General features: G+C 42.9%; 23 protein-coding genes. 9 read left to right on the top strand and 14 right to left on the bottom strand.

Features of this window, described 5'->3' with window-relative positions:
- Positions 1 to 9 precede the first annotated feature (9 nt).
- The 5 genes from F899_RS10130 to hrpA form a co-directional block, all read right to left on the bottom strand.
- On the bottom strand, positions 10 to 1,725 hold the full coding sequence (locus F899_RS10130; protein ID WP_005222560.1) for an AAA family ATPase: 1,716 nt from the start codon (positions 1,723 to 1,725) through the stop codon (positions 10 to 12).
- 53 nt (positions 1,726 to 1,778) lie between these two features.
- A complete protein-coding gene (locus tag F899_RS10135) occupies positions 1,779 to 3,824 on the bottom strand; it encodes a hypothetical protein (protein ID WP_005222561.1) in 2,046 nt (681 codons plus the stop codon).
- Positions 3,825 to 3,973: 149 nt separating this feature from the next.
- Complete coding sequence (locus tag F899_RS10140; protein ID WP_005222562.1) at positions 3,974 to 4,741, bottom strand: lysophospholipid acyltransferase family protein; 768 nt, start codon at positions 4,739 to 4,741, stop codon at positions 3,974 to 3,976.
- Positions 4,742 to 4,756: 15 nt separating this feature from the next.
- Entirely contained in the window at positions 4,757 to 5,869 is a 1,113-nt protein-coding gene (locus tag F899_RS10145; RefSeq protein WP_004892730.1) for a beta-ketoacyl-ACP synthase III, read from the bottom strand.
- A gap of 30 nt (positions 5,870 to 5,899) precedes the next feature.
- Positions 5,900 to 9,787 (bottom strand): ATP-dependent RNA helicase HrpA, encoded by a 3,888-nt coding sequence (gene hrpA, locus F899_RS10150; RefSeq protein WP_034434259.1) that lies wholly within the window; start codon positions 9,785 to 9,787, stop codon positions 5,900 to 5,902.
- A 690-nt stretch (positions 9,788 to 10,477) separates the two neighbouring features.
- Between hrpA and ahpC the strand changes: the two genes are divergently transcribed.
- A complete protein-coding gene (gene ahpC / locus F899_RS10155; RefSeq protein WP_005222564.1) occupies positions 10,478 to 11,041 on the top strand; it encodes an alkyl hydroperoxide reductase subunit C in 564 nt (187 codons plus the stop codon).
- A 66-nt stretch (positions 11,042 to 11,107) separates the two neighbouring features.
- Here the strand turns inward: ahpC and F899_RS10160 are convergent, their stop codons facing one another.
- Positions 11,108 to 12,199, bottom strand: coding sequence for a zinc-binding metallopeptidase family protein (locus F899_RS10160; protein WP_005222565.1), 1,092 nt, complete (start codon positions 12,197 to 12,199; stop codon positions 11,108 to 11,110).
- Between the two features lie 310 nt (positions 12,200 to 12,509).
- Between F899_RS10160 and F899_RS10165 the strand changes: the two genes are divergently transcribed.
- On the top strand, positions 12,510 to 12,716 hold the full coding sequence (locus tag F899_RS10165; protein ID WP_005222566.1) for a KTSC domain-containing protein: 207 nt from the start codon (positions 12,510 to 12,512) through the stop codon (positions 12,714 to 12,716).
- Between the two features lie 23 nt (positions 12,717 to 12,739).
- Here the strand turns inward: F899_RS10165 and F899_RS10170 are convergent, their stop codons facing one another.
- Complete coding sequence (locus F899_RS10170) at positions 12,740 to 13,330, bottom strand: O-methyltransferase (protein WP_005222567.1); 591 nt, start codon at positions 13,328 to 13,330, stop codon at positions 12,740 to 12,742.
- Between the two features lie 27 nt (positions 13,331 to 13,357).
- The gene (locus F899_RS10175; protein WP_005222572.1) at positions 13,358 to 13,576 is read right to left on the bottom strand and encodes a DUF1653 domain-containing protein; all 219 of its coding nucleotides are present in this window, start codon (positions 13,574 to 13,576) and stop codon (positions 13,358 to 13,360) included.
- Positions 13,577 to 13,811: 235 nt separating this feature from the next.
- On the opposite strand from F899_RS10175, the gene ahpF reads away from it, so the two are divergent.
- From ahpF to F899_RS10190, 3 genes are all read left to right on the top strand, one after another.
- Positions 13,812 to 15,377 carry an alkyl hydroperoxide reductase subunit F gene (ahpF, locus tag F899_RS10180; RefSeq protein ID WP_005222577.1) on the top strand — a complete coding sequence of 522 codons (1,566 nt, stop codon included), beginning with the start codon at positions 13,812 to 13,814 and terminating at the stop codon, positions 15,375 to 15,377.
- Positions 15,378 to 15,676: 299 nt separating this feature from the next.
- Entirely contained in the window at positions 15,677 to 15,925 is a 249-nt protein-coding gene (locus tag F899_RS10185; RefSeq protein ID WP_005222579.1) for a hypothetical protein, read from the top strand.
- A gap of 174 nt (positions 15,926 to 16,099) precedes the next feature.
- Positions 16,100 to 16,291: a hypothetical protein gene (locus F899_RS10190; RefSeq protein WP_005222584.1), complete on the top strand. Its 192-nt coding sequence runs from the start codon at positions 16,100 to 16,102 to the stop codon at positions 16,289 to 16,291.
- 5 nt (positions 16,292 to 16,296) lie between these two features.
- Here F899_RS10190 and F899_RS10195 read toward each other — a convergent pair whose 3' ends face one another.
- On the bottom strand, positions 16,297 to 16,935 hold the full coding sequence (locus tag F899_RS10195) for a LysE family transporter (RefSeq protein ID WP_005222585.1): 639 nt from the start codon (positions 16,933 to 16,935) through the stop codon (positions 16,297 to 16,299).
- A 132-nt stretch (positions 16,936 to 17,067) separates the two neighbouring features.
- A complete protein-coding gene (locus F899_RS10200; protein ID WP_004892709.1) occupies positions 17,068 to 17,634 on the bottom strand; it encodes an FxsA family protein in 567 nt (188 codons plus the stop codon).
- 120 nt (positions 17,635 to 17,754) lie between these two features.
- On the opposite strand from F899_RS10200, the gene ruvC reads away from it, so the two are divergent.
- Positions 17,755 to 18,297 carry a crossover junction endodeoxyribonuclease RuvC gene (gene ruvC, locus F899_RS10205; protein ID WP_004815506.1) on the top strand — a complete coding sequence of 181 codons (543 nt, stop codon included), beginning with the start codon at positions 17,755 to 17,757 and terminating at the stop codon, positions 18,295 to 18,297.
- On the opposite strand, the gene F899_RS10210 is transcribed toward ruvC, so the two are convergent.
- Both F899_RS10210 and F899_RS10215 read right to left on the bottom strand, forming a co-directional pair.
- Entirely contained in the window at positions 18,294 to 18,584 is a 291-nt protein-coding gene (locus tag F899_RS10210) for an acylphosphatase (RefSeq protein WP_005222587.1), read from the bottom strand. The genes ruvC and F899_RS10210 overlap by 4 nt on opposite strands.
- A gap of 7 nt (positions 18,585 to 18,591) precedes the next feature.
- Positions 18,592 to 20,064, bottom strand: coding sequence for a bifunctional ADP-dependent NAD(P)H-hydrate dehydratase/NAD(P)H-hydrate epimerase (locus F899_RS10215; protein WP_005222589.1), 1,473 nt, complete (start codon positions 20,062 to 20,064; stop codon positions 18,592 to 18,594).
- A gap of 23 nt (positions 20,065 to 20,087) precedes the next feature.
- Between F899_RS10215 and queG the strand changes: the two genes are divergently transcribed.
- Positions 20,088 to 21,182 carry a tRNA epoxyqueuosine(34) reductase QueG gene (queG, locus tag F899_RS10220; protein WP_005222590.1) on the top strand — a complete coding sequence of 365 codons (1,095 nt, stop codon included), beginning with the start codon at positions 20,088 to 20,090 and terminating at the stop codon, positions 21,180 to 21,182.
- Positions 21,183 to 21,288: 106 nt separating this feature from the next.
- Positions 21,289 to 21,498, top strand: coding sequence for a hypothetical protein (locus F899_RS10225; protein ID WP_005222592.1), 210 nt, complete (start codon positions 21,289 to 21,291; stop codon positions 21,496 to 21,498).
- A gap of 158 nt (positions 21,499 to 21,656) precedes the next feature.
- Here F899_RS10225 and F899_RS10230 read toward each other — a convergent pair whose 3' ends face one another.
- Both F899_RS10230 and F899_RS10235 read right to left on the bottom strand, forming a co-directional pair.
- Complete coding sequence (locus F899_RS10230; RefSeq protein WP_005222593.1) at positions 21,657 to 21,896, bottom strand: hypothetical protein; 240 nt, start codon at positions 21,894 to 21,896, stop codon at positions 21,657 to 21,659.
- Positions 21,897 to 22,390: 494 nt separating this feature from the next.
- Positions 22,391 to 23,902, bottom strand: coding sequence for an acetaldehyde dehydrogenase ExaC (locus F899_RS10235; RefSeq protein ID WP_005222596.1), 1,512 nt, complete (start codon positions 23,900 to 23,902; stop codon positions 22,391 to 22,393).
- A gap of 206 nt (positions 23,903 to 24,108) precedes the next feature.
- Here F899_RS10235 and F899_RS10240 point away from each other — a divergent pair, with 206 nt between their 5' ends.
- The gene (locus F899_RS10240; protein ID WP_005222598.1) at positions 24,109 to 25,290 is read left to right on the top strand and encodes a hypothetical protein; all 1,182 of its coding nucleotides are present in this window, start codon (positions 24,109 to 24,111) and stop codon (positions 25,288 to 25,290) included.
- Positions 25,291 to 25,299: the final 9 nt, after the last annotated feature.

Below are 25,299 nucleotides of genomic sequence, written 5' to 3' on the forward strand. Positions count from 1 at the left end.
TCTTGATGATTATTCCACAAATAGTAGCGCCAAACGCACCTGGTCATAACCCATACGTGGACTGGTTAACTCGACAATCGGACGCAGTTTAATAGACCCATCATCATTGAAATGATCGGTATCCTGTCGCTTAGTCAGACGTTTATAGATCTTACGCACTTGTTCAACCACTTCCTCACCCGGATGAGCTACAGATATATCTAAACCTTGCTCTTTATGCAGTCGACCTAAATGGTTGATAATCGTTGCCGGTGTTAAGCCACGCTCAGTGGCGATATCGGCAATATCATAACCTTCTTCAAACAGCTCACGCGTTTCATCCAGCGTTGCAGCAGCATAATTCTGCTTGCCGCCATTTTTCGCCAGTTTTTTTTCATTACGCTGAATTTCAGTTTCATTCAGCGTACCACCGCAATGACGGATAAAGGCATTATGTTGTTTGGTTAAATCAATATTTTCAAAGTGTTCTTCGGCTTCACTCGACAACTCCTGAAAACGGCGGTCTGCCTTAATTGCCAGACTATCCAGTTCCAATGCCTGCTCATTAAAACCTTTTAGACGTAGACCATCTAAAGTTTTTAAACGCGAAAGTGCCACATAGCCCTGTCCTTTTTCAAAAGTATGACTCAAGTCAATTTCGGCAGCTTCTAAGGTCATACCCTGTGATTTATGAATCGTAATCGCCCACGCTAAACGTAAGGGAATTTGCTGGAAACTGGCAATAGTCTTACCGGCTTCATTGTCTACTGACCAGGTTTCTGGCTCAACCAGCAACGTCGTCCCATCTGTGAGTTTGACTTTAGGCAATACCCCAAATTCATCATCTTCTTCAAAACCAATAACTTCACCCAAACTGCCATTGATATAACCCAAGTCAAAATTGTTTTTGACAAACATGACTTTAGCATGCTTTTTCAGCGTTAAGGTTTCTGGTGCACGCACTGAAGATTTCAGTGTTTCGATCAACTTGTCATTGCCGTCGCACTGGGCATCAAACTGGCGCGGCTCATTATCAATTTCATTTAAATGCCGGAAGTTGATACTGTCCACATCCATATTATGCGTATACAGACGCGTATAAGTGTCGCCAATCTCCTGATGACGTGTTCTTTGCAAGGCATTTCGATGTTCTGTACCAATCGCCTGCGCACGGATTGCATTTAGAATATCATTCAGATAGTCATTGCCCTGACGGTGCTGTTCGGTCAGATAGCAAACGCGAAATTTGGCTTCGACCCAGGCATCTGACATAAAGCAGAATTTATCCCGGTTGCGTTCATCATTTTTACCCACTGGAGGCAACTGAAAGAAATCGCCAGCAACAATCACCTGAATGCCACCAAAAGCTTCATCAGATTCTTTGAAATACTTTAATACCTGATTAACCAGATTTAGCTGCTTGGCATGCAGCATAGAAATCTCATCAATAATCAGTACCTGAGCATTTTCCAGATGCTCTTTCAGATATTTGCGCTCTTTCATACGCTTCAGGTCTTCTTCTGACAAGAAGTCCTTAATCCCGATACCGGCCCAGGTATGAATGGTCATGCCATTCATGTGCGTTGCCGCGATACCTGTAGACGCTGTAATCGCAACAGATACCTTACGTGCTTTCAAATAATTGATATATTGATTCAGGGTATAGGTTTTCCCTGCACCAGCCGAGCCTGTTAAAAATACATTTTCGCCCGCTTTGAGTAACTTAAGTGCAGTTTCCTGTTTCATATGACCTATACCGTGAAAGAACGGCTATAGCCTAACGACTTTTCCGGCAAAAGTTAAGTATTCAGGTCCAAATCAGAATCTATACACGACGTATGCAGTCGTCTGTTAAACCAGCTGATGAAATGAATTGCCATATCGATATATTGCGGATCTGCTTTTTGGTTGTGGGGATATTCCAGCTGATCAAAAATAATTTCCTGATCCTGTATATGACAACCCAAGAGCAGTGGCGTAGATAATTCTGCATGACTGACATGAAAAGCAACATATTCCCCTTCTATGATCCGCTGTGCATAACTGGCGGCCAGACAGTTCTGAAAAATCCGAGCTTCCTCAATAATCTGGTCTATATTTTTTAACTCTTCAAATTTCCAGTCAAAATAATAGAAATTTGCTTCATTCGTCAGAGTTTTCCAGTCCTTAAGTGCAAAGTCCTTTTTCAGTCGGGCAATAATTTCCTGCTTCTGAATCTGGTCATGCCAGGCAATGGCCTGAATAAACAAACCCTTCCAGGTCAGACTTTTTGGAATATTTTTATATATAGCAAAATATTCTGCCAGATAGTCACGTACATAACTGTCAAAAATTGATTCGCGCACATTGGCATCTTGCAGATAAAACAGCTGTCGAAACTCAGTCAACTGAATCCGATAACGCTGCAACTCGGTATAAAAATCACGATTTTGTTGAGTAGCTGGCCTAATATATTGCTGTACCGCTTCAGGCAGATGAGAAGTTGCTTTATGTAAATGCTGCATATAGGCCTGCATGACCCGGCTTAAACCCATATATACCTTCTTGGTGGTGCAATCATCCATCTTGACTACTTCGCGCATCAGGCCGATCCACTCGTCCAGATACAGAATTGACGGACTGATAGCAATACGGTGGTCATTAATCGCCTGACGTGTTCCTTTTAATACTACGGATTTATTATCCGGATGCGTGAACCATTTATACTGTATGGCATGCTGATGCACACTATGAATAAATAACCGCGCCGAAGCATATTGAAAATATTGCAAGGTCGCCAGCAGCACCTGTGGATGAACCTGATGAGTATTCAGGAAACTGATCGCCGTGACTGTAACCCGTACACTACTGTGCTGAATATTCGTACTAATCCAGTCCAACACTTCAGCAGACTGCTTGAACAGCCAGTTGATCGCCCGATTACAGTCAAACAATGGCAGTTTCGCGACTTTTTTCTGCCATAACTGATGATTATTTTCCAGAAAATGCTTCTTGCTCAGCAGATCATCCCGTCCCCAGGTATCACGGTTCATCAAACGCACGAAACCCAGCATATTGCTATGCTCCAAGGTGTGCCTGAACAGGAGTTCAATATCGTTTACATGATCATTCAACTCATGCAGATTAAAACGCTCCTCAAAGGATAAACTCATAATACGGTAGATTGCCGGATGCAGAAATTGTGCTGCGCTAAAACAGAATTCATCCAGACTGTGCATGAGTCCCTGAATCGAAAGAAAGTCAGCGGGCGCTAAATATTCTAAGGAAAAAATCTTCTGCATTTGCTGCAAGATGTTTTGAGATGGTTCTTTTCCATATAAGACATAGTCACTCATTACTGGCGTGGTATACAGACCCGCTCTTCTCATCAGATGATCAATGATTTCTGCCTGCACAACGGAAAGTTGCTGCACGAATTTCAGCACACGTGCAGGCCCATTGACCCATTGATAGACCTGTTCGAACAGCAGTTTACTTAACTGTTGCGCTTTATCACGCAAGAATAGGGAATGCTGGGGTTTTAAATCACCAGTCAGGAAATGGATATCCTGTAAAAAGAACTCTTCCAGAGTGTCTGACTTGTGATGCTGCACACTAAAATGTGGTTCTGCCAGCAATTGCGCTGTGCCCTGCTGAATGTGCTGAGGCGTATGCAGCTGGATATGAAACAGGCCATTTGCCAAGACGATCCGATATCGCTCATGATCCAGCTTGAACATATTCTGGGCATTTAAATTCCCCACAATGTCCCACTGATCCTGATAAATATCATGCAAGCAATCTGAAATACGAAGCAACTGCTTGGCGAGCTGCTGATACTGCGGTACTAAACTCTCCTGTTCCATACACGCACCTAAAATGGACTATAAACTCATTTAAGCATATTCAAGTCATCTGACACAGACCAGTAAAATAGCTCATATAGAAAAATAATTCACAAAATAAAATAAATCAGATAAACAGCTCGCATTTAAACCCAGTTCATTTTTATTTTTCAGGATTTAGGTGATAGCTCGGATGCCCGGATATTTTTTAATTCTTCAATTGCCTGATAGATCTGTTGCTGAATCTGATCACGGAATAGTGTCATATCTTCTTGGCTTTGGATATGAGAGACAGATAAAGCTGGCTGGAACTGAAAATAGAAAGGTAACCGTTTTGGAAAAAGACTTTTCGGCAAGGAAGGAATGACATCCCCTTTACGCAAGAGTTTATTAAGTGCAGAAACTTTGAGTAATTTCTGGAAATATTTATTTTCCACGACATGACGGGCATCAAAGCCAATTTCGAAAATTTCATCACCGCCCAGAGCAGCAAACGGTATGATATCGTAGTCAAATTCTTGCGCCAGCCTTAAGAAGCCATAACGCTGTTTCCAGATCAGCTGGTACTGCTCGCCTTGACGTTTCAGCACTTCTCGCCCCCCACCCGGGAAGACCAGAATCGAATAACCTTGGCGCATAACTTCGCGTACATATTCCTGCACACCATCAATCGCACCAAACTTCCTGAAGATTTCCCGCCAGAGCGGAATATAAAAGTGGCTATGGTCCGCAATACTGACCACAGCCACTTTATGTTCGTTGTACAGGTAATCAATAATCATGGGTGAATCAAACACCCCATAGATCGAATGATTACCGACATACATTGCTGGTCGTGAAGCATCAATGTGCTCAGCACCGAAAAAAGTCGGCGTAAAATACAGTTTGGACAACCCGCTTAAGCGTTTGATCCAGGCTGCATCATGCTGAACCTGCAAGATGTCTGCTCTAGCTTAAGCGACGTGCTTTTTCACCAGGATTGAGCCTACAGAGTAGCCCGCACCGAATGAACATAACACACCATATTCGCCGTCATTTACTTCATTTGCCGTACGGTGCAATGCAATGATGACACCTGCTGAAGATGTATTTGCGAACTCGTCCAAAATCAATGGTACCAGTTCTGACTTCGCGTGTTCTTTACCTACGATCAGTTTCAGAATCAGCTCATTCATATTCACGTTCGCCTGGTGCAACCAGAAACGTTTTACATTAGTCGGTTCAATCTGGTTCTTTTCCAGCTGCTTGGTGATCATCTTCGCAACCAGCGGACAAACTTCTTTAAATACCTTACGACCGTCCTGACGGAAACGGTTGTTATCGATATCAGCATCCACTTCGCTTAGGTTCAGGTAACCAAAGTTATTGCGAATGTTGTTTGAGAACTGGGTGAACAGTTCAATATCTTCAATTTCGAAACCAGTTTTAGTTTCAGTTTCTTCAATGATTGAAGCAGTAGCGACATCACCAAAGATGAAGTGACAGTCACGTGAACGGAAATCGGTATGACCAGAGGTGATTTCAACATTTACCATTAATACGCGGCGCGCACCAGACTTGATCGCATCAGCGGCCTGCTTAATCCCGAAAGTTGCTGCAGAACATGCCACGTTCATGTCATATGCATAGCCTTGAATACCCAGAGCGGTCTGGATTTCAATTGCAAGCGCTGGATAAGCACGCTGAATATTCGAACATGACAGAATCACAACATCGATGTCTTCTGCAGTTACACCTGCATTTTCCATCGCCTGTTTCGCTGCAGCCACGCCCCACTCTGCCTGAATAGACAATTCATCATTTGAACGTTCATGCAGTAAAGGACGAAGACGTTTTGGATCCAGAATACCAGTTTTCTCAGCGACATAACGGCGTTTGATGCCAGAAGCTTTTTCAATAAATTCTGCACTCGAACCACGCAATTCTTCAATTTCGCCCGCAGCGATTTTGTCAGCATTCTCGAGGTTATACTGTTCCACATAAGCATTTAAACTTTCAACTAACTCTTCATTGGTAATGAAATCTGTTGGATGGAACAGACCAGTACCTGTAATGCGGATGCCCATGTAAAACTCCTTTTAGAAATTACCTATATGTTAACTGATTCCAAGACGATCCCATACTTTTTGTAGGCGATTCGGAGAAACTGGTGCTTTAGTTTTCATCGGTTGTGAAAATAAAGAGATCCGCAATTCCTCAACCATGAAATACAGTTCTTTCAGGCGAGCGTCATTTTTAAACTGGAACAATTTTTCCATCCAAGGGTCAATTTGATCAATGGCAGAATCATCCCTTTGTAAATTATTTGGCAAACGGTCAAGACGCAAAATCAGTGCTTTGAGATAACGTGTAAATTCAATCCAGACATCCGCTGGCACTGAATAAACAAAGTCAGAAAGATTCATCAAATCCAGCTGATCCTCAATGTCATCAATGTTCTTGCCAAAGACAGAACCGTCTAAAACCAACAATTTCCGGCGTATTTCCTGCCACTGGGTATAGATATCAGTGATATCGCGCAAGGCAGTTTGACCATGCGTTAAGAAAGATTTTTTTACATCTTCCAACAACTTTTGGAACTCTTGCGCATTGACAGGAAGCTCTTTTATTGCCATCTGCAGTGTGGCATAAACTAACATTTGTTCCAATTTGGCTTTATCACCCAATGGGGAATATGCCAATGCCAATGGCTTGGAAATCTGTTTTTTCAGTTGACGAATCAGATCACCCAGCTGCATGTGCACCAGACGAATGACACCGGCACGGTGCTGACGAATCGCTTCAGCCTGGTCATTAAAGGTCTGAATGACCACACCAGATTCATCTTTCTGTTCTAGCGCAGCAAAGTCTTTAGTTGGTACCAGTGCCTGATACTGCTTCACCACCACGCCTGTCACTTTTTGCGATGCTTCAAAGACAAAGCTTTCCGGGAAGGTTTTGTGTTCGCCTTTCAGCTGTTTGACTGGACTATGCGTTTCTGTACGACAACGGGCTTTTAACTCTTCCAGATCACGGCCCTGTTCAATTACACGACCTTTCTCATCGATCACCTTGATTAAAGGCAATAGATACTGCTCGACACGTTCCAGTGAAAAGTCTTTCTCAGTGATCTGTTCACCACGCAACTGGAATGCCAGGAAGCTAAAGATATGCTTTTGCAAATCGGTCGCATCAATGCGTGCCATCAGCTTACGTGCTGTATCCGGAATCGGTACCAGATTACGGCGTTTGTCTTTTGGTAAAGCTTTTAACAAGGCTTCAATGAGATCCTGACGCCAGCCTGGAATTCCCCAAGACCAGAGGTTTTCATCTACCTGCGGCAAGGCCTGTAGCGGAATACGAACGGTCGCCCCATCTTCATCATGGCTTGGATCAAAACGATAGCTGGCCGCCAGACGCAATTCACCATTACGCAGATAGTCCGGGAATTGCTGTGTGGTCGGACGATCATTCAGCCACAAGGCATCATCATCAATAAACAGATAACGGGGATCTTGCGGTTCTACCGTAGCCCGCCAGTCCTCAAAGCTACGACGACTTGCCACTTCTGGCGGTACTTTGGAGGCATAGAACTGATAAATAGTTTCTTCATCCACCACCAGATCGCGACGGCGCAGTTTGTCTTCTACCCGTTCCACTTCTTCAAGTTTGAGCAGGTTATGCTTTAAAAATGGCGGAGTAATACCCAAATACCCTGTGGTCAGTGCATCTCGCAGGAAGATTTCATGCGCAGCTTCCTGATCCACTTTCTCATAATTAATTTGACGTTTCGGTTCAATGATCAGACCGAAGAGCGAAATCTGGTCATAGGCATTCACTACACCGGCTTTCTTCGACCAATGTGGTTCAAAGTAATGGTGTTTGACCAGATCTCGTGCAGCCAGCAAAATCCATTCCGGCTCAATCTTGGCAAGCGTACGCAAATACACCTGCGAGGTTTCGACCATTTCAAAAGCCATCACCCAAGGGGTATTGGTCTTGTGCAAAGTAGATGCCGGGAAGACACGCGCCTTCTGCTGACGCACGGCCATAAACACGTTACGCTCATCGGTCTTATTGGCAATGAAAGATAACAAACCGGTTAACAATGCACGATGCAGATTTTCATAACTGGCTTTCTTTTCATTAAAGGACAGATTCAGTCCCTTCGCGAGGTCAACCAATTGCTCATGGGTTTTCTTCCATTCACGTAGACGCAGCCAGCTGAGGAAATGATTACGCGCAAAAGTACGGCGTTTATTCTCGCTCATACTTTCGCGGTTATTATGTAAGGTTTCCCACAGTTTGATATAAAACAGGAAATCGGAATCCGCTTCACGGAAAAGTGCATGTTTTTGATCAGCCTGCATCTGCTTATCAGCGGGACGTTCACGCGGATCTTGCACGGCAAGCGCAGCAACAATCACCAGCACTTCATTTAAAACACCGAAATGTGCTCCACCCAGAATCATTCGCGCCAAGCGTGGATCAATCGGCATTTTCGCCATTTGATAGCCGATTTTGGTTAATCCCCCTTGTGTTCCCCCTTTGTTAAAGGGGGAAGAAGTTGTCGACTGCTTTTCGTCGGCAACTTTAGGGGGATTCTTTTCCGTCATCGCCCCAAGCTCAATTAAGAGTTTGCGACCATCATTCACCAGACGGTGATCTGGTGGTTCAATAAAATCGAATTCTTCCAGTGAACCCAGTTTCAGGCTCTGCATTTGCAGAATCACCGATGCCAGGTTGGTACGCTTGATTTCCGGTTCAGTAAATTCCGGACGACTTAAAAAGTCTTCTTCGGAATAAAGGCGAATACACACACCCGGTGCAATACGACCACAACGGCCTTTACGCTGGTTCGCTGCTGCTTGGGAAATCGCTTCAATCGGTAGACGCTGAACACGTGAGCGATAGTTATAGCGCGAAATACGAGCAAAACCGCTATCGATCACATAACGGATATTCGGAACTGTGAGCGCAGTTTCTGCCACGTTGGTCGCGATGATAATGCGTCGCCCGCCACCAGATGGATTAAAGATTTTTTGCTGTTCAGCCAAAGCCAGACGTGCATACAAAGGCAGAACTTCTGTATGTCTTGGACCATGCTTGATCAGGGTTTCCTGTAACTCGCGAATTTCCTGTTCAGTACTGGCAAAAATCAGGATATCTGCATGTTCCGGATGACCTTTATCTTGTGCATCCTGAAAACATTCTTCTACAGCGGCTACGACTGCACGGGGCAGGTTTTCTTCGAAATCATCAAATTCATCGTCATCACTGCCACCGATGGTCATTTCTGAAATTGGGCGATAACGCAATTCAACCGGATAGCTACGGCCTTCTACTTCAAAGATTGGCGCGCCATTGAAATAATTACTAAAGCGATTTACATCCAGCGTGGCCGACGTAATGATGACTTTTAGGTCTTTACGACGTGGCAGCAACTGCTTCAGATAACCCATGATGAAGTCGATGTTTAATGAACGTTCATGCGCTTCATCGATAATTATGGTGTCATATTTGGTCAGGAAGCGGTCATTCGCCAGCTCTGCTAACAGAATACCGTCTGTCATCAAACGAACTAAAGAGTCCTGTGAACCCTGCTCATTAAAACGGACTTTAAAGGAAATCGACTCACCGAGCGTTTCTCCCACTTCTTCCGCAATACGCTGTGATACGCTACGTGCCGCCAGACGACGTGGCTGGGTATGACCAATCAGACCAGTCAGGCCTCGTCCTGCCAGCATGGCAATTTGGGGTAACTGCGTGGTTTTACCAGAACCGGTTTCACCGGCAACAATAATGACCTGGTGCTTTTGAATGGCTTCAATCAGTTTATCAGCATATTGGGTAACCGGCAAATCCTGATTCAGCTTGATATTGGGAATGCGTTCAACACGTTCCAAAACTTTTAAATGCGATTTTTCGAATAATTCTTGGTATTGTTTTTCATTGGCGTCCTTACCTTTACGTAAACGATTTAAACGATGAAGGTCACGTGCCATCACCCAGTTTTCGACATTTAAACCTTTCGCAGCCAAGTCAGCGCCCTACAACTATTCTAAAACACAGTATTCTACTCACTTTCATGCATTTTCCCAATGTACTTATGTGCACTTAGATCGTAATTCAGTTGTCGCCGCGTGACTAAAAGCCATGATTTACATTGCGCTTGGATCTGGAGCTGATTCGTATTTTTAAAATATTACAGCAAGTAAACAAATACTCCACCCTCTTTTTCAATACCTCGAACTATTCATTTCAAGTCAAAATTTGAAATAAGCGATAATAATGCTTAGGCTATTTAAATAAGACACCTTTGCTTACGTCTAACATACTTCACTTTTCACCTATTATAACAATGAAATATATTCATAAAATCAGTAGTTTGTATCTATTAATATTTCCAAATCCGATAAATTTATTTAAAAAAAATATGAATTTTTTAAGTTTTACCCTTGAATTTTGCTTCGTAAAACATCATGTTCTTATGCGGGTTGATGACCGAACATGATTTGTCATCCAGACAGCTTTGGCTGTGCCGAATGTACATAAAGAAGACTTGGGTAAACTGGCGTCAGTTACATAATTCGGTTTTTCCGATTCTTGTAATGTAAAAATACCATTTTAGCTAAGACCCAAAGTTCGCTATTCTTATTCAAAATTAAAGACTAACCTCAATCATGGAGACAATGATGAGCTTGATTAATACTGAAGTTAAACCATTTAAAGCAACTGCATTCCAAAATGGCCAATTTGTTGAAGTTACTGAAGCTGACCTTAAAGGTAAATGGTCTGTAGTATTCTTCTACCCAGCTGACTTCACTTTTGTTTGCCCAACTGAACTTGGTGACCTTGCTGACAACTACGAAGAATTCAAAAAACTTGGTGTTGAAATCTACTCAGTTTCTACTGACACTCACTTCACTCACAAAGCTTGGCACGATTCTTCTGAAGAAATCAAAAAAATCCAATACGTAATGGTTGGTGATCCTACTTGGACTCTTGCTAAAAACTTCGACGTACTAATCGAAGCTGACGGCCTTGCTGACCGTGGTACTTTCGTTATCGATCCAGAAGGTAAAATCCAAATCGTTGAAATCAACGCTGGTGGTATCGGTCGTGATGCTCAAGAACTTCTTCGTAAAGTTAAAGCAGCTCAATACGTACACGCTCACCCAGGCGAAGTTTGCCCAGCTAAATGGAAAGAAGGCGATGCAACTCTTGCTCCTTCAATCGACCTAGTTGGTAAAATCTAATCTGTATTAGATTAAACTGATTCGAAAAAGCCACGCATTTTGCGTGGCTTTTTTATTGGCAAGATTTTAAGCAACTTTACGCTGCGCACCCGCTGTTTTCTGAATCACATCATGGATGAATTTCAATTTCTGTTGCACCACCGGATTGATCAGGAAAGGATAAAAATCCTCCTGCCCCATACTGCGATTTAGGCTATTCATGGCAAATGCTACGGGTAACCAGGCCTGGTAAATTTCATCAAAGCTAGAGGTGTAATAAGGATTAATCCGTTTCGTTAATGTCATTAACTGATCATCACGTTCTTCGACGACATGCGGACGAATCTGCATGCCGAAGGAATCTGCCGTTTCCAGAACATCAACGATATGTAGGTAATGTGCCCAGGTTTCTGCCCAATCCTCCCATGGATGCATGGTGGCATAAGTACTGATATAACGCTCCATCCAGTCTGCAGGGGGCCCTTGATGATAATGTCGGTCTAAAGCTTCCTGATAATCCATACGTTCGTCACCAAACAATTGCCGACAGGGTTCCAGAAACTCGGTGTTATCGACCAACACATCCCAATAATAATGCCCAATTTCATGCCGGAAATGCCCAAGCAAGGTACGATAAAGCTCCTCCATATTCTTGCGCTCCATGGCACGCTCGACATCATCCGCTTCTGCAATATTCAGGGTAATCACGCCATTATCATGTCCTGTCATCACCTTAGGTTCATCTGGGCTATTTGGATTGGCTTTAAAATCAAAAGCTAAACCAGATTCAGGATTTTCCTGTCGGGACTGCAACGGTAACTTCCAGCGTAATAAGGAATATACTAGACGATGTTTCGCAAGTTCAATTTTATGCCAGCGCAGTCGATATTGCGGTTCATTTAAATTGGGAATGACACGGTTCAAACGACAAGCTAGACAAAAGTCATGCGGATCTTCTTGCGGAATGACCCAGTTACACACAGCATATTCAGCATTGGAACAATAACGGTATTTAGCCTGCGTATCCGGCTCTGTCAAAATTGATCCATCTGTATCTGGTTCTAAAGCCACGATCAACATGGTCGAGCTATCAAAGCCCAGCATATGCTGACATGCAGTACAGTAATTATTATCAAAATAAACAGGTTGATGACAGTGGGAGCACTTGAATAATTGCATGTTAAAAAACTCTGATTCGTTCTTGTTTTCCCTTCATCTTAAAGCAGTTTTTTTGGCCTACTTTAAATTTTTTGTAGCATTTTCTTGCAATAGGTATCAAGAGTTTGCATATTTTTTGCTTAATGGAAATGTATAGTTTCTTGATAAAGACTTTGCCATGCTGTATTTATTAAATTAATGATTTTGGAAAGTCTGAGAAAGATACACAATTTACAAAGCGACTATATAGAAATCAGTGCCCTTGAATTAAGTTCAAGACATAGACCAATAAGAATTAAATCTAAATCTTCCTATCTATTGGAGGTGCAGTATGGCTCTACTTTTAACGGTAATTTCCTGGAAATATAATCCTTCTAGCCGCCACCTTAAAATTTTCTATGACAATGGCTTGACCGAGCTTTATCACCCAGTGCCTGAATATATTTATGACAATCTGCTCAGGAGGCGTGACAAAGCTGCTTTTGTGAAAAAATACCTAGAATATGATCTTAACTTTACCCGGATTTATAGTGATTAAAACCGGTCATTTATTAAATACTATTATTGGAACGTGATCAGTAGTAGTCCTGCACCGATATTAATTGTAGAAGACACAAAGCGCTCATCCTGATCGACCAATGCCTTAAATTCTGCCACTTGTTCCGCATGGGAAAGTACATTATCTACCACGAGCAATCCACCCTGCCGTTGCAACAGTTGCGGCAGGTAATTCCAATACTCAACATACGCATCACGCTCAGCATCGAGCAGAATAAAATCAAACTGTTTCTGACAGGACTTTAAATAGTTCAAAGCATCCATTACCTGAAAATCAATACAATGATCCAGCTTTAGATGCTGGGCATGTTGCTCAGCTTCTTTCGAGCGTTCGGCATCAATCTCCAAAGTCACCATATGACCTTGGGTATCCGATAAGGCTTCAGCCAGCCATAAAGTGGAATAACCTGTAGAAGTTCCAATTTCTAAAACTCGTTTAGATTGCTGAGCACGAATAAGAATAGAGAGGAACTGCGCTGATTCCGGCTCGATATTACGATAGCGTTGTAGTCGATCGCTCAGACCAGCATCATGCGCACTAAAGCGCGCATATAATCCACTGACGTAGTTCTGAAAATTATTTAGCTGCTCCATGCTTTACTCTCTTATTCAAATTATTTTTTATAGTGGCGTGATCAGTTTAAAGCGCTCTAGTTCACGGTCATCATCTAAAGTGATTGTTTCAGTGAACATACTGAGTGGACGTACCCAGATCGAATAATCACCATATAGGCATTGATAAACCACTAGCTTTTCTTCGGTTTCACTGTGGGTTGCTACATGCAAGACCTGATAAAGTTTACCTTTGTAATGTTGATAAATGCCGCGCTGAAGTTCCATAGTTATACTCACTAATTCCGGTAGTGCTCATCTTAACTGAAAATCCGTTTCAGACCAGCAGAACACTTGAAATTTCCAACATTACCCACATATAGAAGATTGAAATAAATGATGAAATTTTCATTTTATCTGCAAATCCGATTGAATAAATAAAAACTACCTGTTTTACCTATTCATCTATTTCACGTAATATGACTTCATCGAATGAATTATTACTCCTATGGGGAAGTTAGCAATGTTAGATCAAAATACAACAGCTCAATTAAAAGCCCTTTTAGAACGCCTTGAAGGTCCAATCGAACTGGTAGCTACTTTAGATGCATCAGATAAATCTGCAAAAATCAAAGAACTTGTAGAGGAAATCGCTGCTCTTTCTGACCTAGTGACTGCCCGTTTTGATGGTACTAACAAACGTGCACCAAGCTTTGGTGTGGCAAAAGCCGGTGAACAGCCTCGCGTGTTCTTCGCAGGTCTGCCGATGGGTCATGAGTTCACATCTTTGATCTTGGCATTGTTACAAACTTCAGGTTATGCACCAAAAGTGTCTGCTGAAGTTCTGGAATCTATTAAAGGTCTAGGCATTCAATCTGACTTTGATGTATTCGTATCTCTTAGCTGCCATAACTGCCCAGACGTGGTTCAGGCATTGAACCTGATTGCGATCTATAACCCAGGTACAACAGCAACCATGATTGATGGTGCTTTCTTCCAGGACGAAGTAGAAGAACGCAAAATCATGGCAGTGCCAATGGTGTTCCAGGACAATGAACATATCGGTCAAGGCCGCATGACTTTGGAAGAAATCGTAGCCAAACTGGATACCAACTCTGCAGCCAAAGATGCTGAAAAGCTCAATGCCAAAGAAGCATTTGATGTATTGGTGATCGGTGGTGGTCCTGCAGGGAATACCTCTGCAATCTACGCTGCTCGTAAAGGCATTAAAACCGGGATCGTCGCTGAACGCATGGGCGGTCAGGTAATGGATACCATGGACATTGAGAACTTCACTTCAGTGCAAAAGACTCAAGGTCCTAAATTTGCGGCTGAGATGGAAGCACACGTTCGTGAATATGGTGTTGATATCATGAACCTGCAACGTGTATCGAACATCAAAGGTGCAGATGAAACTGCCAACGGTCTGGTTGAAGTCACTTTAGAAAATGGTGCAAAACTTGAATCCAAAACTGTGATTCTGTCTACTGGTGCACGCTGGAGAGAAATGAATGTTCCAGGTGAAACGGAATACAAAACTCGTGGTGTAGCATACTGCCCACACTGTGACGGTCCACTGTTCAAAGGCAAACGTGTTGCCGTGATTGGTGGTGGTAACTCAGGTGTAGAAGCGGCGATTGACCTGGCTGGTATCGTTGAGCATGTGACTCTGGTGGAGTTCGACACTAAACTTCGTGCTGACCAAGTACTGCAAGACAAATTGAACAGTTTGTCAAACACAACAGTCATTAAAAATGCCTTGTCGACTGAAGTGGTGGGTGATGGTCAACAAGTGACTGCATTGAAATACAAAGACCGTGCGACTGATGAAGAGCACACTGTTGAGCTTGCAGGGATCTTTGTTCAGATCGGTTTATTACCTAACACTGATTTCTTAAAAGAAACTAAAGTTGAGTTAACTAACCGTGGCGAGATTGTGATTAACGAACGTAACGAAACCAATGTGAAAGGTGTATTTGCTGCAGGCGACTGTACCACAGTGCCTTACAAGCAGATCATTATCGCTACAGGTGAAGGTGCTAAAGCATCACTGTCTGCATTTGATTACATCATCCGTTCTGGTCAATAAGCCAGAGCGAAACAAAAAGCCTGCTTTATGCAGGCTTTTTGCTATTTCGAGATCATGCTAAATGGACGACATAATTGAATTAAGTGACTATAATTTCTTGGCAATTATTCTTTTAACTATCAAATCATTAAATTCAAGCAGCATTCTTTCTGAATAAAGGATTGTCCACAATCGCTTACACGTTTAACCTCATTACACGCTATCGAATACAAACAATCTCTCACATAATATAAACAAACATCCAAGGATTGATGTTTAAAAATAATAACCATAAAAACTAGTAAAATAAGGAGAAAAATATGCAGTATCAATATCATTGTGCATGCTGCAATAAAGCTGTTACATCCACTGATACTTCATGCCCGAATTGTGGCTCACATAGCATCAGAAGTCCCTATGGTTTCTGGATGTTTTGCTTATTGACCTGCTTAGCTGCAGCAGTCGTGTTTAAAGTGGTTCATGTCTATTCACAAGAACATCAGGATGTACCCACCAAAGATGTGATTTTTAATGCATTACAACTTGAAGTAAAACAACAATCTTCATAATTCTAATAACGATTCATTTTCACGGTTCGTTCTCCTCAGGGGCCTGATATTGAGTATCAGGCCTAATCATTTTATAAACACTGATTCTCAAAAGCCTAGCTATATCCCTTAGAAATTCAGCAACACTCTGCCTAGTTGATTTACAATAATGCGAGTCTTATTGAGGTATTGAGTATGGTGCAGTTAATTCGCAAAGGTGGTTTAAGAGAACGTGCCAATCGCAGTCGTAGCTATCAGGGTTCAGAAAATACAGAAGCCACGCTCAAGCCAAACCGATACAGCAATTCACAAAAAACAGAAGAAAAAAAAGAGGAAACTGCGGTTTCCCCTGTTCCGGCTGATCAAGATTCATCTCGTCAGGATTGATCGTCTTAATTCATCAATACTAATGCATCATACCAAAGCCAGATCGCAAAGATCAGGAACAGTACGCCTGAAATCAGATCAATATAGTTGCCCGCACGTTGGTACAGCACTTTGATTTTAGGCTGTGAAATAAGCAGCATCAGTAAAGCAAAAGTCAAAAAGGTTTGTAATGGAATAATCACCGCCAGTTGTGATTTCAAATAATCTGAAGCAGATGAGCTCAATGCCAGCGAAAATACACTGCTAAAATAAATTAGTGTTTTAGGATTAGATAGATTGGTCAATAAACCCAAAGTAAAATAATTTTTCGGTTCATTCATTACTATCTGATCGTCGCTAGTTTCATGACGTTGTTTAAATGCCTGTAATCCGCCTTTGAGCATCGCCCAGCCCATTCTTGCCAGAAATGCTCCACCCACAATCATGAGTACTTGCTGAATCCAGGGGAATTGGTCAATCAGCACGGTAAAACCAGCCAGGGTCAGCACTACCCAAACCACGATCCCTGCCGAAATGCCGGCAATAATTTTTAAGGTATTGGCACGGGTAGTAGATGCTGCACTTCGTGCAATCAGCAGGACGTCCGGTCCGGGGCTCAGTTGAGCAATAAAATGCAAACCACAAATGGTTAACAACAAAGACATATTTCTTCTATTAGCAATGACTGAAACCGCAGCATTATAACTTTTGTTTAAATTTTCGCAGTACTTTTATCTTAATTTACTCACATAAAAAAGCCGAATCATGGGATCCGGCTGCATAAATGTAAATCGAAATTATTTTGGATTCACATCTTTCATTTCAATCTTTTTCGCTTCTGGCGTCACTTCACGTGCTTCACCATCAATAATGGTTGAATCGCCACGACCACCTTGCTGATTTTGCATTTCCTGCATCTGACGCATCATTTCTGCAAATGGATTCTGACCTTGAGCACCGCCCATATCGCCCATCATGCCACCCATCATTTTTTCCATCATGGCTTGCTGGCGTTTCATCATGACTTTCATCATCGTCGCTTTAAATGCCTGTTGTACAGCGGGGATCAGCATTAATACCGCCAACACGTCTGTAATCAGACCTGGAATCAGCAGGAAAAAACCAGCTAGAATTTTCGGCAGATTATTGGTCATGGCCGGATCGGCACTCATCTGGCCCATTTGCATTTGTTGCATCTGCGGCATGAGTCCGGTGGCATATTTACGAATCAGGTTCATACCGATAAAGAATGCGGCCACAAACCAGAAAAAGACGTACCACATGCTCCCGACGAGGTCGCCCACGCCAATCCACACAAATACTTCCAGGATTACGCCAGCAAGGATAATAAGAAATAATTTCATGAAAATTAATCTAATCTCTATTCAATAATTAAGGATGTAATCAACTGCTTCATCAGGATCAAGCTTTTTTGATACGCTTATGTAACAATATGGGCATTATTTTATTTTTAAAGTGCAGGCATGTCATTAATTATTGGGATTGACCCAGGTTCACGTCTTACAGGGTATGGCATTATTCAAAAAGAAGGTTCCAAACTGTCTTTTGTGGATGCAGGAACCATCAGGACGGAAACTGCGGAAATGCCTGAGCGATTAAAGCGAATTTTTGCCGGGGTTGAACGTATTGTTAAATTCTATGGTCCGACAGAAGCGGCCGTAGAACAGGTGTTTATGGCACAAAACCCGGACTCTGCCCTGAAACTCGGCCAGGCCCGTGGTGCGGCCATTGCAGCACTGGTCAATCTGGATCTGCAAGTCGCTGAATATACGGCACGTCAGATCAAGCAGTCTGTGGTTGGCTACGGTGCAGCAGAAAAAGAACAGGTACAGATGATGGTCATGAAAATTCTAAACCTCAGCATCAAACCCCAACAGGATGCAGCGGATGCCTTGGCTGCGGCAATCTGTCATGCCCATGCTTCGGGTAGCATGAGCAAGATGGCAGTACTGAATGCTTTAGGTGGCATGGCACGTGGACGTAGCCGTGTCAGCAGACGTCGTTAATCATTAAATGAACGTTTGATCTGAAAATTGTCAAACTGATATTCAGCAGGATTTAATTCAAGTTGCTGAATATCAGCTACATCCGCATGAATTGGTCCCTTTTGACTACGTATAATCATCTCCTGAATTTTCCTCTCATCTCCAACCACTACAGTCTCTACCTGTGCAGTTGGCAGATTTTGTACATAGCCTTTTAATTCCAGTTCTACTGCCTGAACTTCAAACCAATTTCGATGGCCTACTTTCTGCACTGTTCCTGAAATAATCAGTTTCACGGCCTGCATCATGACTTCCCTAAAGATTAACCACTTTATAAATGGCTTGTTTCATATCCTGTGCCTGCAAACCACGCTGACCATATTTTGCCAACTCATCTCCGGCCAAGGCATGTAAAGTCACGACTTCATGCAGATGAATATCCTCATGCAACTGGGCTTTCAGACTGGCAATCATGCCAGCCAGTACATCACCCATCCCTCCAGTGCCCATACCCGGATTGCCAGCCGTACAGATATACAGCTGATCTTCCAGAATCAGACTACCTGAGCCTTTCAAGACCCACTGTCCTTGGAATTTCTGCTGTAAGGTATGAATGGCAGCGATTCGGTCAGCTTCGATTTCTTGAGTTTTAGATTTCAATAAAGTCGCGGCTTCGCCCGGATGAGGGGTGCAATAGGTTCGTGGATTTAATTGTTCTGGTTGTGTTGATAGAAACCAGAGTGCATCTGCATCTAATATGATTTCCAGTTCTGATTGCTGAAGTGCAGAAAACCAGAACTGATACTGCTGTTCAGCCCAGAGATCACGTCCTAAGCCCATACCAAAACAAACGGCATCTACTTGCTGCAACAGATTGTCACGCTGATTTTCATCTAGGGCATTCATATCCCGAAGCATGATATTTGGTGCCCGTGAAAGGATTGCCGTATGATGTTTGGCATCACAAATAACAGTCACTTTACCCGCTCCTGCTGCAAATGCAGCTTCAGCTGACATGATTACTGCACCACCCATATCAGCATGACCGCCAATCACCAGTACATGTCCATAGCTGCCCTTATGTCCAAAGGCCTGACGTTTGGGTAAATGGATGTGAGTACCAGATAATTGAGCAACAGGTTTCAATTCAGCATCGGTTGGAATTGCAGATATACATTCCACTTGCCCAACGTAGGCTTTCGCCTGCCCGGTAAACAAACCTGTTTTAAGCCCCAGTGCCGTATAAGTATAATCAGCTTGAATAGCGACTGGCAAAGGTTGCCCAGTATTAGCATGGAGACCACTTGGAATGTCAATTGCGATTTTTAAGCCCTTTTGAGCATTAATACTTAGAATTATCTGTTGCCATGTGTCATTGAGATCACGGTTAAGACCTATCCCAAATAACGCATCAATATAGGCATCATATTCAGTCTGAAAATCAAAATGCGGATAGACTTTTATGCCTGCATCAAGTGCTTCCTGACTCGCCGAAGCCAGATCCTGTGAACCACCCTTTTCTGCTGCATAAATCTCTATCTCAAAACCAGCCTGCTGTAGGTACTTCCCGACCAGATATCCATCTCCGGCATTATTACCCTGCCCACAACAGACCGCGACCTTTTGAACATTCTCTTCAACAAATAAAGGAATCAGGCGCTGTACAATGCTCCAGGCCACTTGCTGCATCAGACCATAAGAACTGTTTTTTCGGGCAAACCAACGCTGCTCCCAAGCTTGAATACTTTGGCTATGATAAACGGGGCTATGGTAAACTCGTTGCTGCATTTTTTATTCCCTGTTCCCGGTTTATGACTACACCCGATTCTCCCGCGCAAATTCAGGTTTTTCAAGAGGATCCAGAAGTCCTCAAAGCATGGATCAAAGTACAAGCGCTGGAATTGGGTTTTTCTGATTGTGTCATTGCCCGGCCGGATGCTCAAGCAGAATTGCCACGCCTGAAGGAATATCTGGAGCGTGGTTATCATGGCGATATGAAATTTCTGGAAGAAAATCTGGAAAAACGCGCTGATCCAACGCTATTAATTCCAAATACTAGATCAATCATCTGTGTTCGTATAGATTATCTGGTCGAAACACCTGAACCGCGAATGGTCCCAGATGCGCCAAACTCGGCGATTATTGCCCGCTATGCCCGTGGTCGTGATTATCACAAGACCATGCGTGGTCGGCTAAAAATGCTATCGGCTAAAATCAAAGAAAAAGTCGGAGAATTTGAATCACGTCCTTTTGCCGATTCAGCACCCGTTTTTGAAAAGTCTCTGGCTGAAAATGCCGGTATGGGCTGGACTGGTAAACATACGCTGCTGATTCATAAAAAATCCGGTTCTTTCTTTGTACTCGGCGAACTGTTTACTTCACTGGAACTGCCATTTGATGAACCGACGACCAAACACTGTGGTTCTTGTACGGCCTGTATCGATATCTGCCCGACACAGGCGATTGTTGAGCCGTATATGCTGGATGCACGGCGCTGTATTGCCTATCTGACCATTGAATATAAAGGTATTATCCCTGAGGATCTTCGTCGTGGCATTGGTAACCGGGTATTTGGTTGTGATGACTGTCAGTTGATTTGTCCATGGAACAGCTTTGCCAAGACGACGACCATTGCAGACTTTCATCCACGGCATGGACTGGATCAAGCCAGCCTGCTGGATTTATGGCAATGGGATGAGCCCACCTTTTTAGCTTCGACAGAAGGTAGTCCACTACGGCGTACCGGTTATCAAAGCTTTATGCGCAATATTGCTATTGGTTTAGGCAATGCGCCGTTTAATCCAGCGATTATTCAGGCCTTGCAAAACTCTCGCGCTCAACATGATGAAGTTGTACAGGTACATATCGATTGGTCGATTCAGGAACAACTTTCCAAATCCAGATAATTTTCTATCTTTACCTGGTGTCACAGATTCCATTAAAAGTCTTACACACCTCTGTTCCAGACTATGTCATAAATTTAAACAGTCTCAGAAAGGAAATGGAGGAACGATGATGTCATCAAGAAATCCAAATCAAGAGCTATTGGAACAGTTGCAGCAGGAACATCAGAAAGAGCAAATGCAGCAGCAACAGCAGCCTCAACATGGGCCGATTAATTCCCCAAAAAATAACCAGCATGAACAGGATCAACGCGTGTTCAACAAACAGCACCGTAAAGATCTACATGGACAAGACACGCATGGCAACCATAGTAAATAATCGATTTACTGAACAAGCAAAGCCCACTTTTTTTGTGGGCTTCGCTTTTAGAGAAAGATAAAATTCATTGATATGAAAACAACAACGATATTAATCACGTATAAAGTCAGTTATTTAGTTTCTTCAACTTAAATCAAATAAAGTTTTTAATAGGTCTGTTATTTCTGACTTCCACTTGCAGCAAAATTATGTGCTGTAATCAGGATGCCATATTTCGCATTAAGATAATCCCCTATCCGAATCACATCACTGCCACTGGCATGTTCTACCGTAAGTGTCTGAGTAATTGCATCATAATGGAATGAATCAAAACTCTCCTGATGCAGACTCAGCCAATGTAAAGTATCTGCCAGATTTTCATCGACAATATAGGTTTCAGCCTGAAAATCTTTGCTCATTGCACACCAATTTAAGCTCTTTATATATGTCGTATTTTAACGGAATATTCTTAATTTCAGGTATAAAAAAAGCGAGCAAATGCTCACTTTTTCTTAGGGTTAGGTTTTAATCTTTACTGATGCCACACTTGCGACATTCTCGCTGTGTGCCAATTTCTTCCATGTGTTGATATTCATAAATATGCAAGCAAAATATTTTTTTCAAAAGCTGAAGCATTGTCAAAACTCCCGTTTCATCATTATTTAAATACGCTTCTGTAGCCCACTCTTCCTGAGTGTCTATTGTTGTTTTGATTAAAAAACCACCTCTTACTTATAATCATCTTTTTTCGAAATGTAAAATCAATTTCATGCATTTTTTCAACTTTCCGATAAAGTTAAATTTCAATTGATTCATACTTTTAAACAGCAACTGTGATAAACATCGCAACTGCTACATATTGAAGAATCACCAGGATAAAAAAGCGAACCGAAGTCCGCTTTTTGCATTATTTTTAGAAGAAACCAGCCGGTTTGGTCGAGTAGCTGACCAGCAGGTTTTTGGTCTGCTGATAATGATCCAGCATCATCTTGTGGTTTTCACGACCAATGCCTGATTTTTTATAACCACCGAAGGCCGCATGTGCCGGATAGATGTGATAGCAGTTAGTCCAGACACGACCCGCTTCAATGGCACGACCAGCGCGATAAGCAGTATGGGTTGAACGTGACCATACACCAGCTCCTAGACCATAGATAGTATCGTTGGCAATTTTGATCGCATCGTCAAAATCCTTAAAGGTAGTGACTGCAAGCACTGGTCCAAAAATTTCTTCCTGGAAAGTACGCATGTCGTTGGTACCTTTAAAGATGGTCGGTTCAATATAGTACCCCTGACCTACTTCATGACGTGCACCGCCACCTACCAAAACTTCAGCTCCTTCACCGCGGCCTGTGGCAATACAGCCCAGAATTTTGTCCTGTTGCTCTTGAGATGCCTGAGCGCCAATCATGGTTTCAGTATCCAGCGGATGCCCGGTTTTAATACGCTTTACTCTGTCGATTGCCAGTCCCAGGAATTGATCTGCGATACTTTCTTGTACCAGCGCACGCGATGGACAGGTACAGATTTCCCCCTGATTCAGGGCGAACATGGTAAAGCCTTCCAAGGCTTTTTCCAGATAATCATCCTGCTGTGCCATGACATCTTCAAAGAAAATATTCGGTGATTTTCCACCCAGCTCCAGCGTTACCGGAATAATATTTTCAGTGGCATATTGCATGATCTGCTGGCCCACAGCGGTAGAACCGGTAAAGGCAATTTTCGCGATACGCGGATTGGTCGCCAGTGGACGGCCCACTTCTACACCGTAACCATTAACGATGTTTAATACGCCTTCTGGCAACAGGTCCTGAATCAGCTCTACCAGCACTAGGATGCTGACTGGTGTCTGCTCAGCCGGTTTCAGTACGATACAGTTGCCCGCAGCTAAAGCCGGTGCCAGTTTCCATGCTGCCATAAGAATCGGGAAATTCCATGGAATGATCTGACCGACCACACCCAAAGGTTCATGGAAGTGGTAGGCAATGGTATCTTCATCGATTTCTGAAATGCCGCCTTCCTGTGCACGGATACAGCCAGCAAAATAACGGAAATGGTCAATTGCTAAAGGAATATCAGCCGCCAGGGTTTCACGGATCGGCTTGCCGTTGTCCCAAGTTTCAGCAACTGCCAGCTGCTCAAGATTGGCTTCCAGACGATCCGCAATTTTTAACAGAATATTAGAACGCGTCGTTGGAGAAGATTTATTCCATTGCACTTTGGCTTTGTGCGCAGCATCTAGCGCCAGCTCAATATCTTCTACACTGGAACGCGGCACTCGGGTAAATACTTTACCGTCTACAGGTGAGAGATTATCAAAATATTCGCCTTTAATTGGAGCGATCCATTGCCCTCCAATAAAATTTTCATACTGGGCTTTGAAATGAACTTTTGAGCCAGGCTGATTCGGATCGATATAACGCATATGTATTTCCTTTGCTTATTTTAATCTATAAAAAAGCCGCATCTACAGCTTTGGTATAAGGTACACCCGTACATTATTTGATTAACATAACCTGTATAAGGTTGGAGAAAGGTTGGAACTCAGCAGGTTTACATTTCTATTGATTCTTCATAAAAACAATAATAATTACATCGGATGTAAATCATGAATTATTGTGAGGATAAGGAATGATGACAGAGCAGAATTTGATACAACACAGGCAAAAAATTGACCAGCTACGTCAAAGCAGCAGTTTATCGCCATTGCATGCTGCACAGTTAGAACAGAGCATTGTCAGCTCCTGGCAACGCTCATCTTCAGCAGATATACCGAAGGATCGTTTGGCCGCCCCACTGGTCGATATCCAGAAAGTCGGTTCATCCTCGACTTTAAGCCATGCTTTACAATATTGTGCTGAAAATCTAAGGCATATTGCCAAACAGTCTTCTATGGTATTGGCTGTGGGAGATATTGGTAGCACCGTTCTCTGGACAGCATCCTGTCCTGAAATGCGCAAAGTTGCTGAAAATGTGCACCTGATCGAAGGTGGTCAATGGCGGGAGGAACTGGTCGGCACCAATGCCCTCGCCCTGTCGATCAAAATCCAGCAGTCGAGTTGTGTGTTTTCCAGTGAACATTACATGTCATCAGCACATGACCTGGTCTGTTATGCCGCACCGATTATTGATCCTTATTCGAAACAAATCCTGGGTGTGATTGATCTGTCAACAACCTGGCATAAACATAACAATTTAGGGCTGCTTGCTGCTGAGCATTGCTCCACACTTATTCAATCAGCCTTATTGGAATACCAGAAACAGCGATTGTATATTCGGGCTTTTTCAGTGCCTCAGGTAATTTTTAATGGCAAGGCGCTGGTCTTAACACCTCGTCAAACTGAAATTTTAGCGATTCTAGCTTTATGTCCACAAGGTCTAAGTCTGGATAGTCTGCACCAGGCACTCTATGGAGAACGTAAAGTCAGCATCGGCACCTTAAAAGCGGAAATGTCACAACTGCGAGATCTATTAGGCGGTATGCTCGGTTCCAGACCTTATCGTTTACTCGCCCATGTGGAAGCGGATTTCCTGCAAACAGAACAGTCGTTAGATGCTGGTTATATCGATTCTGCCTTAAAACTCTATACTGGCGTATTTCTGGCAAAAACCGAAAGTCCATTTTTATGTGCCTGGCGGGATTGTCTGGAATCACGTCTTAGTGATGCCATTTTCAAGGCCAATGAAACTGATGTACTACTCAAGCATGTGGCACGTTTTCCTGAAGCGATTGATGCAGTAGAACGTTTGATTGAATTGATGCCGAAAAACCATCCAGTGCATCAGACACTACTTAAGTTTCAAGATATTTAAACATCAGAA

Source organism: Acinetobacter sp. CIP 101934 (assembly GCF_000369585.1).
In the GTDB taxonomy this organism is placed as follows: Bacteria; Pseudomonadota; Gammaproteobacteria; order Pseudomonadales; family Moraxellaceae; genus Acinetobacter; species Acinetobacter schindleri.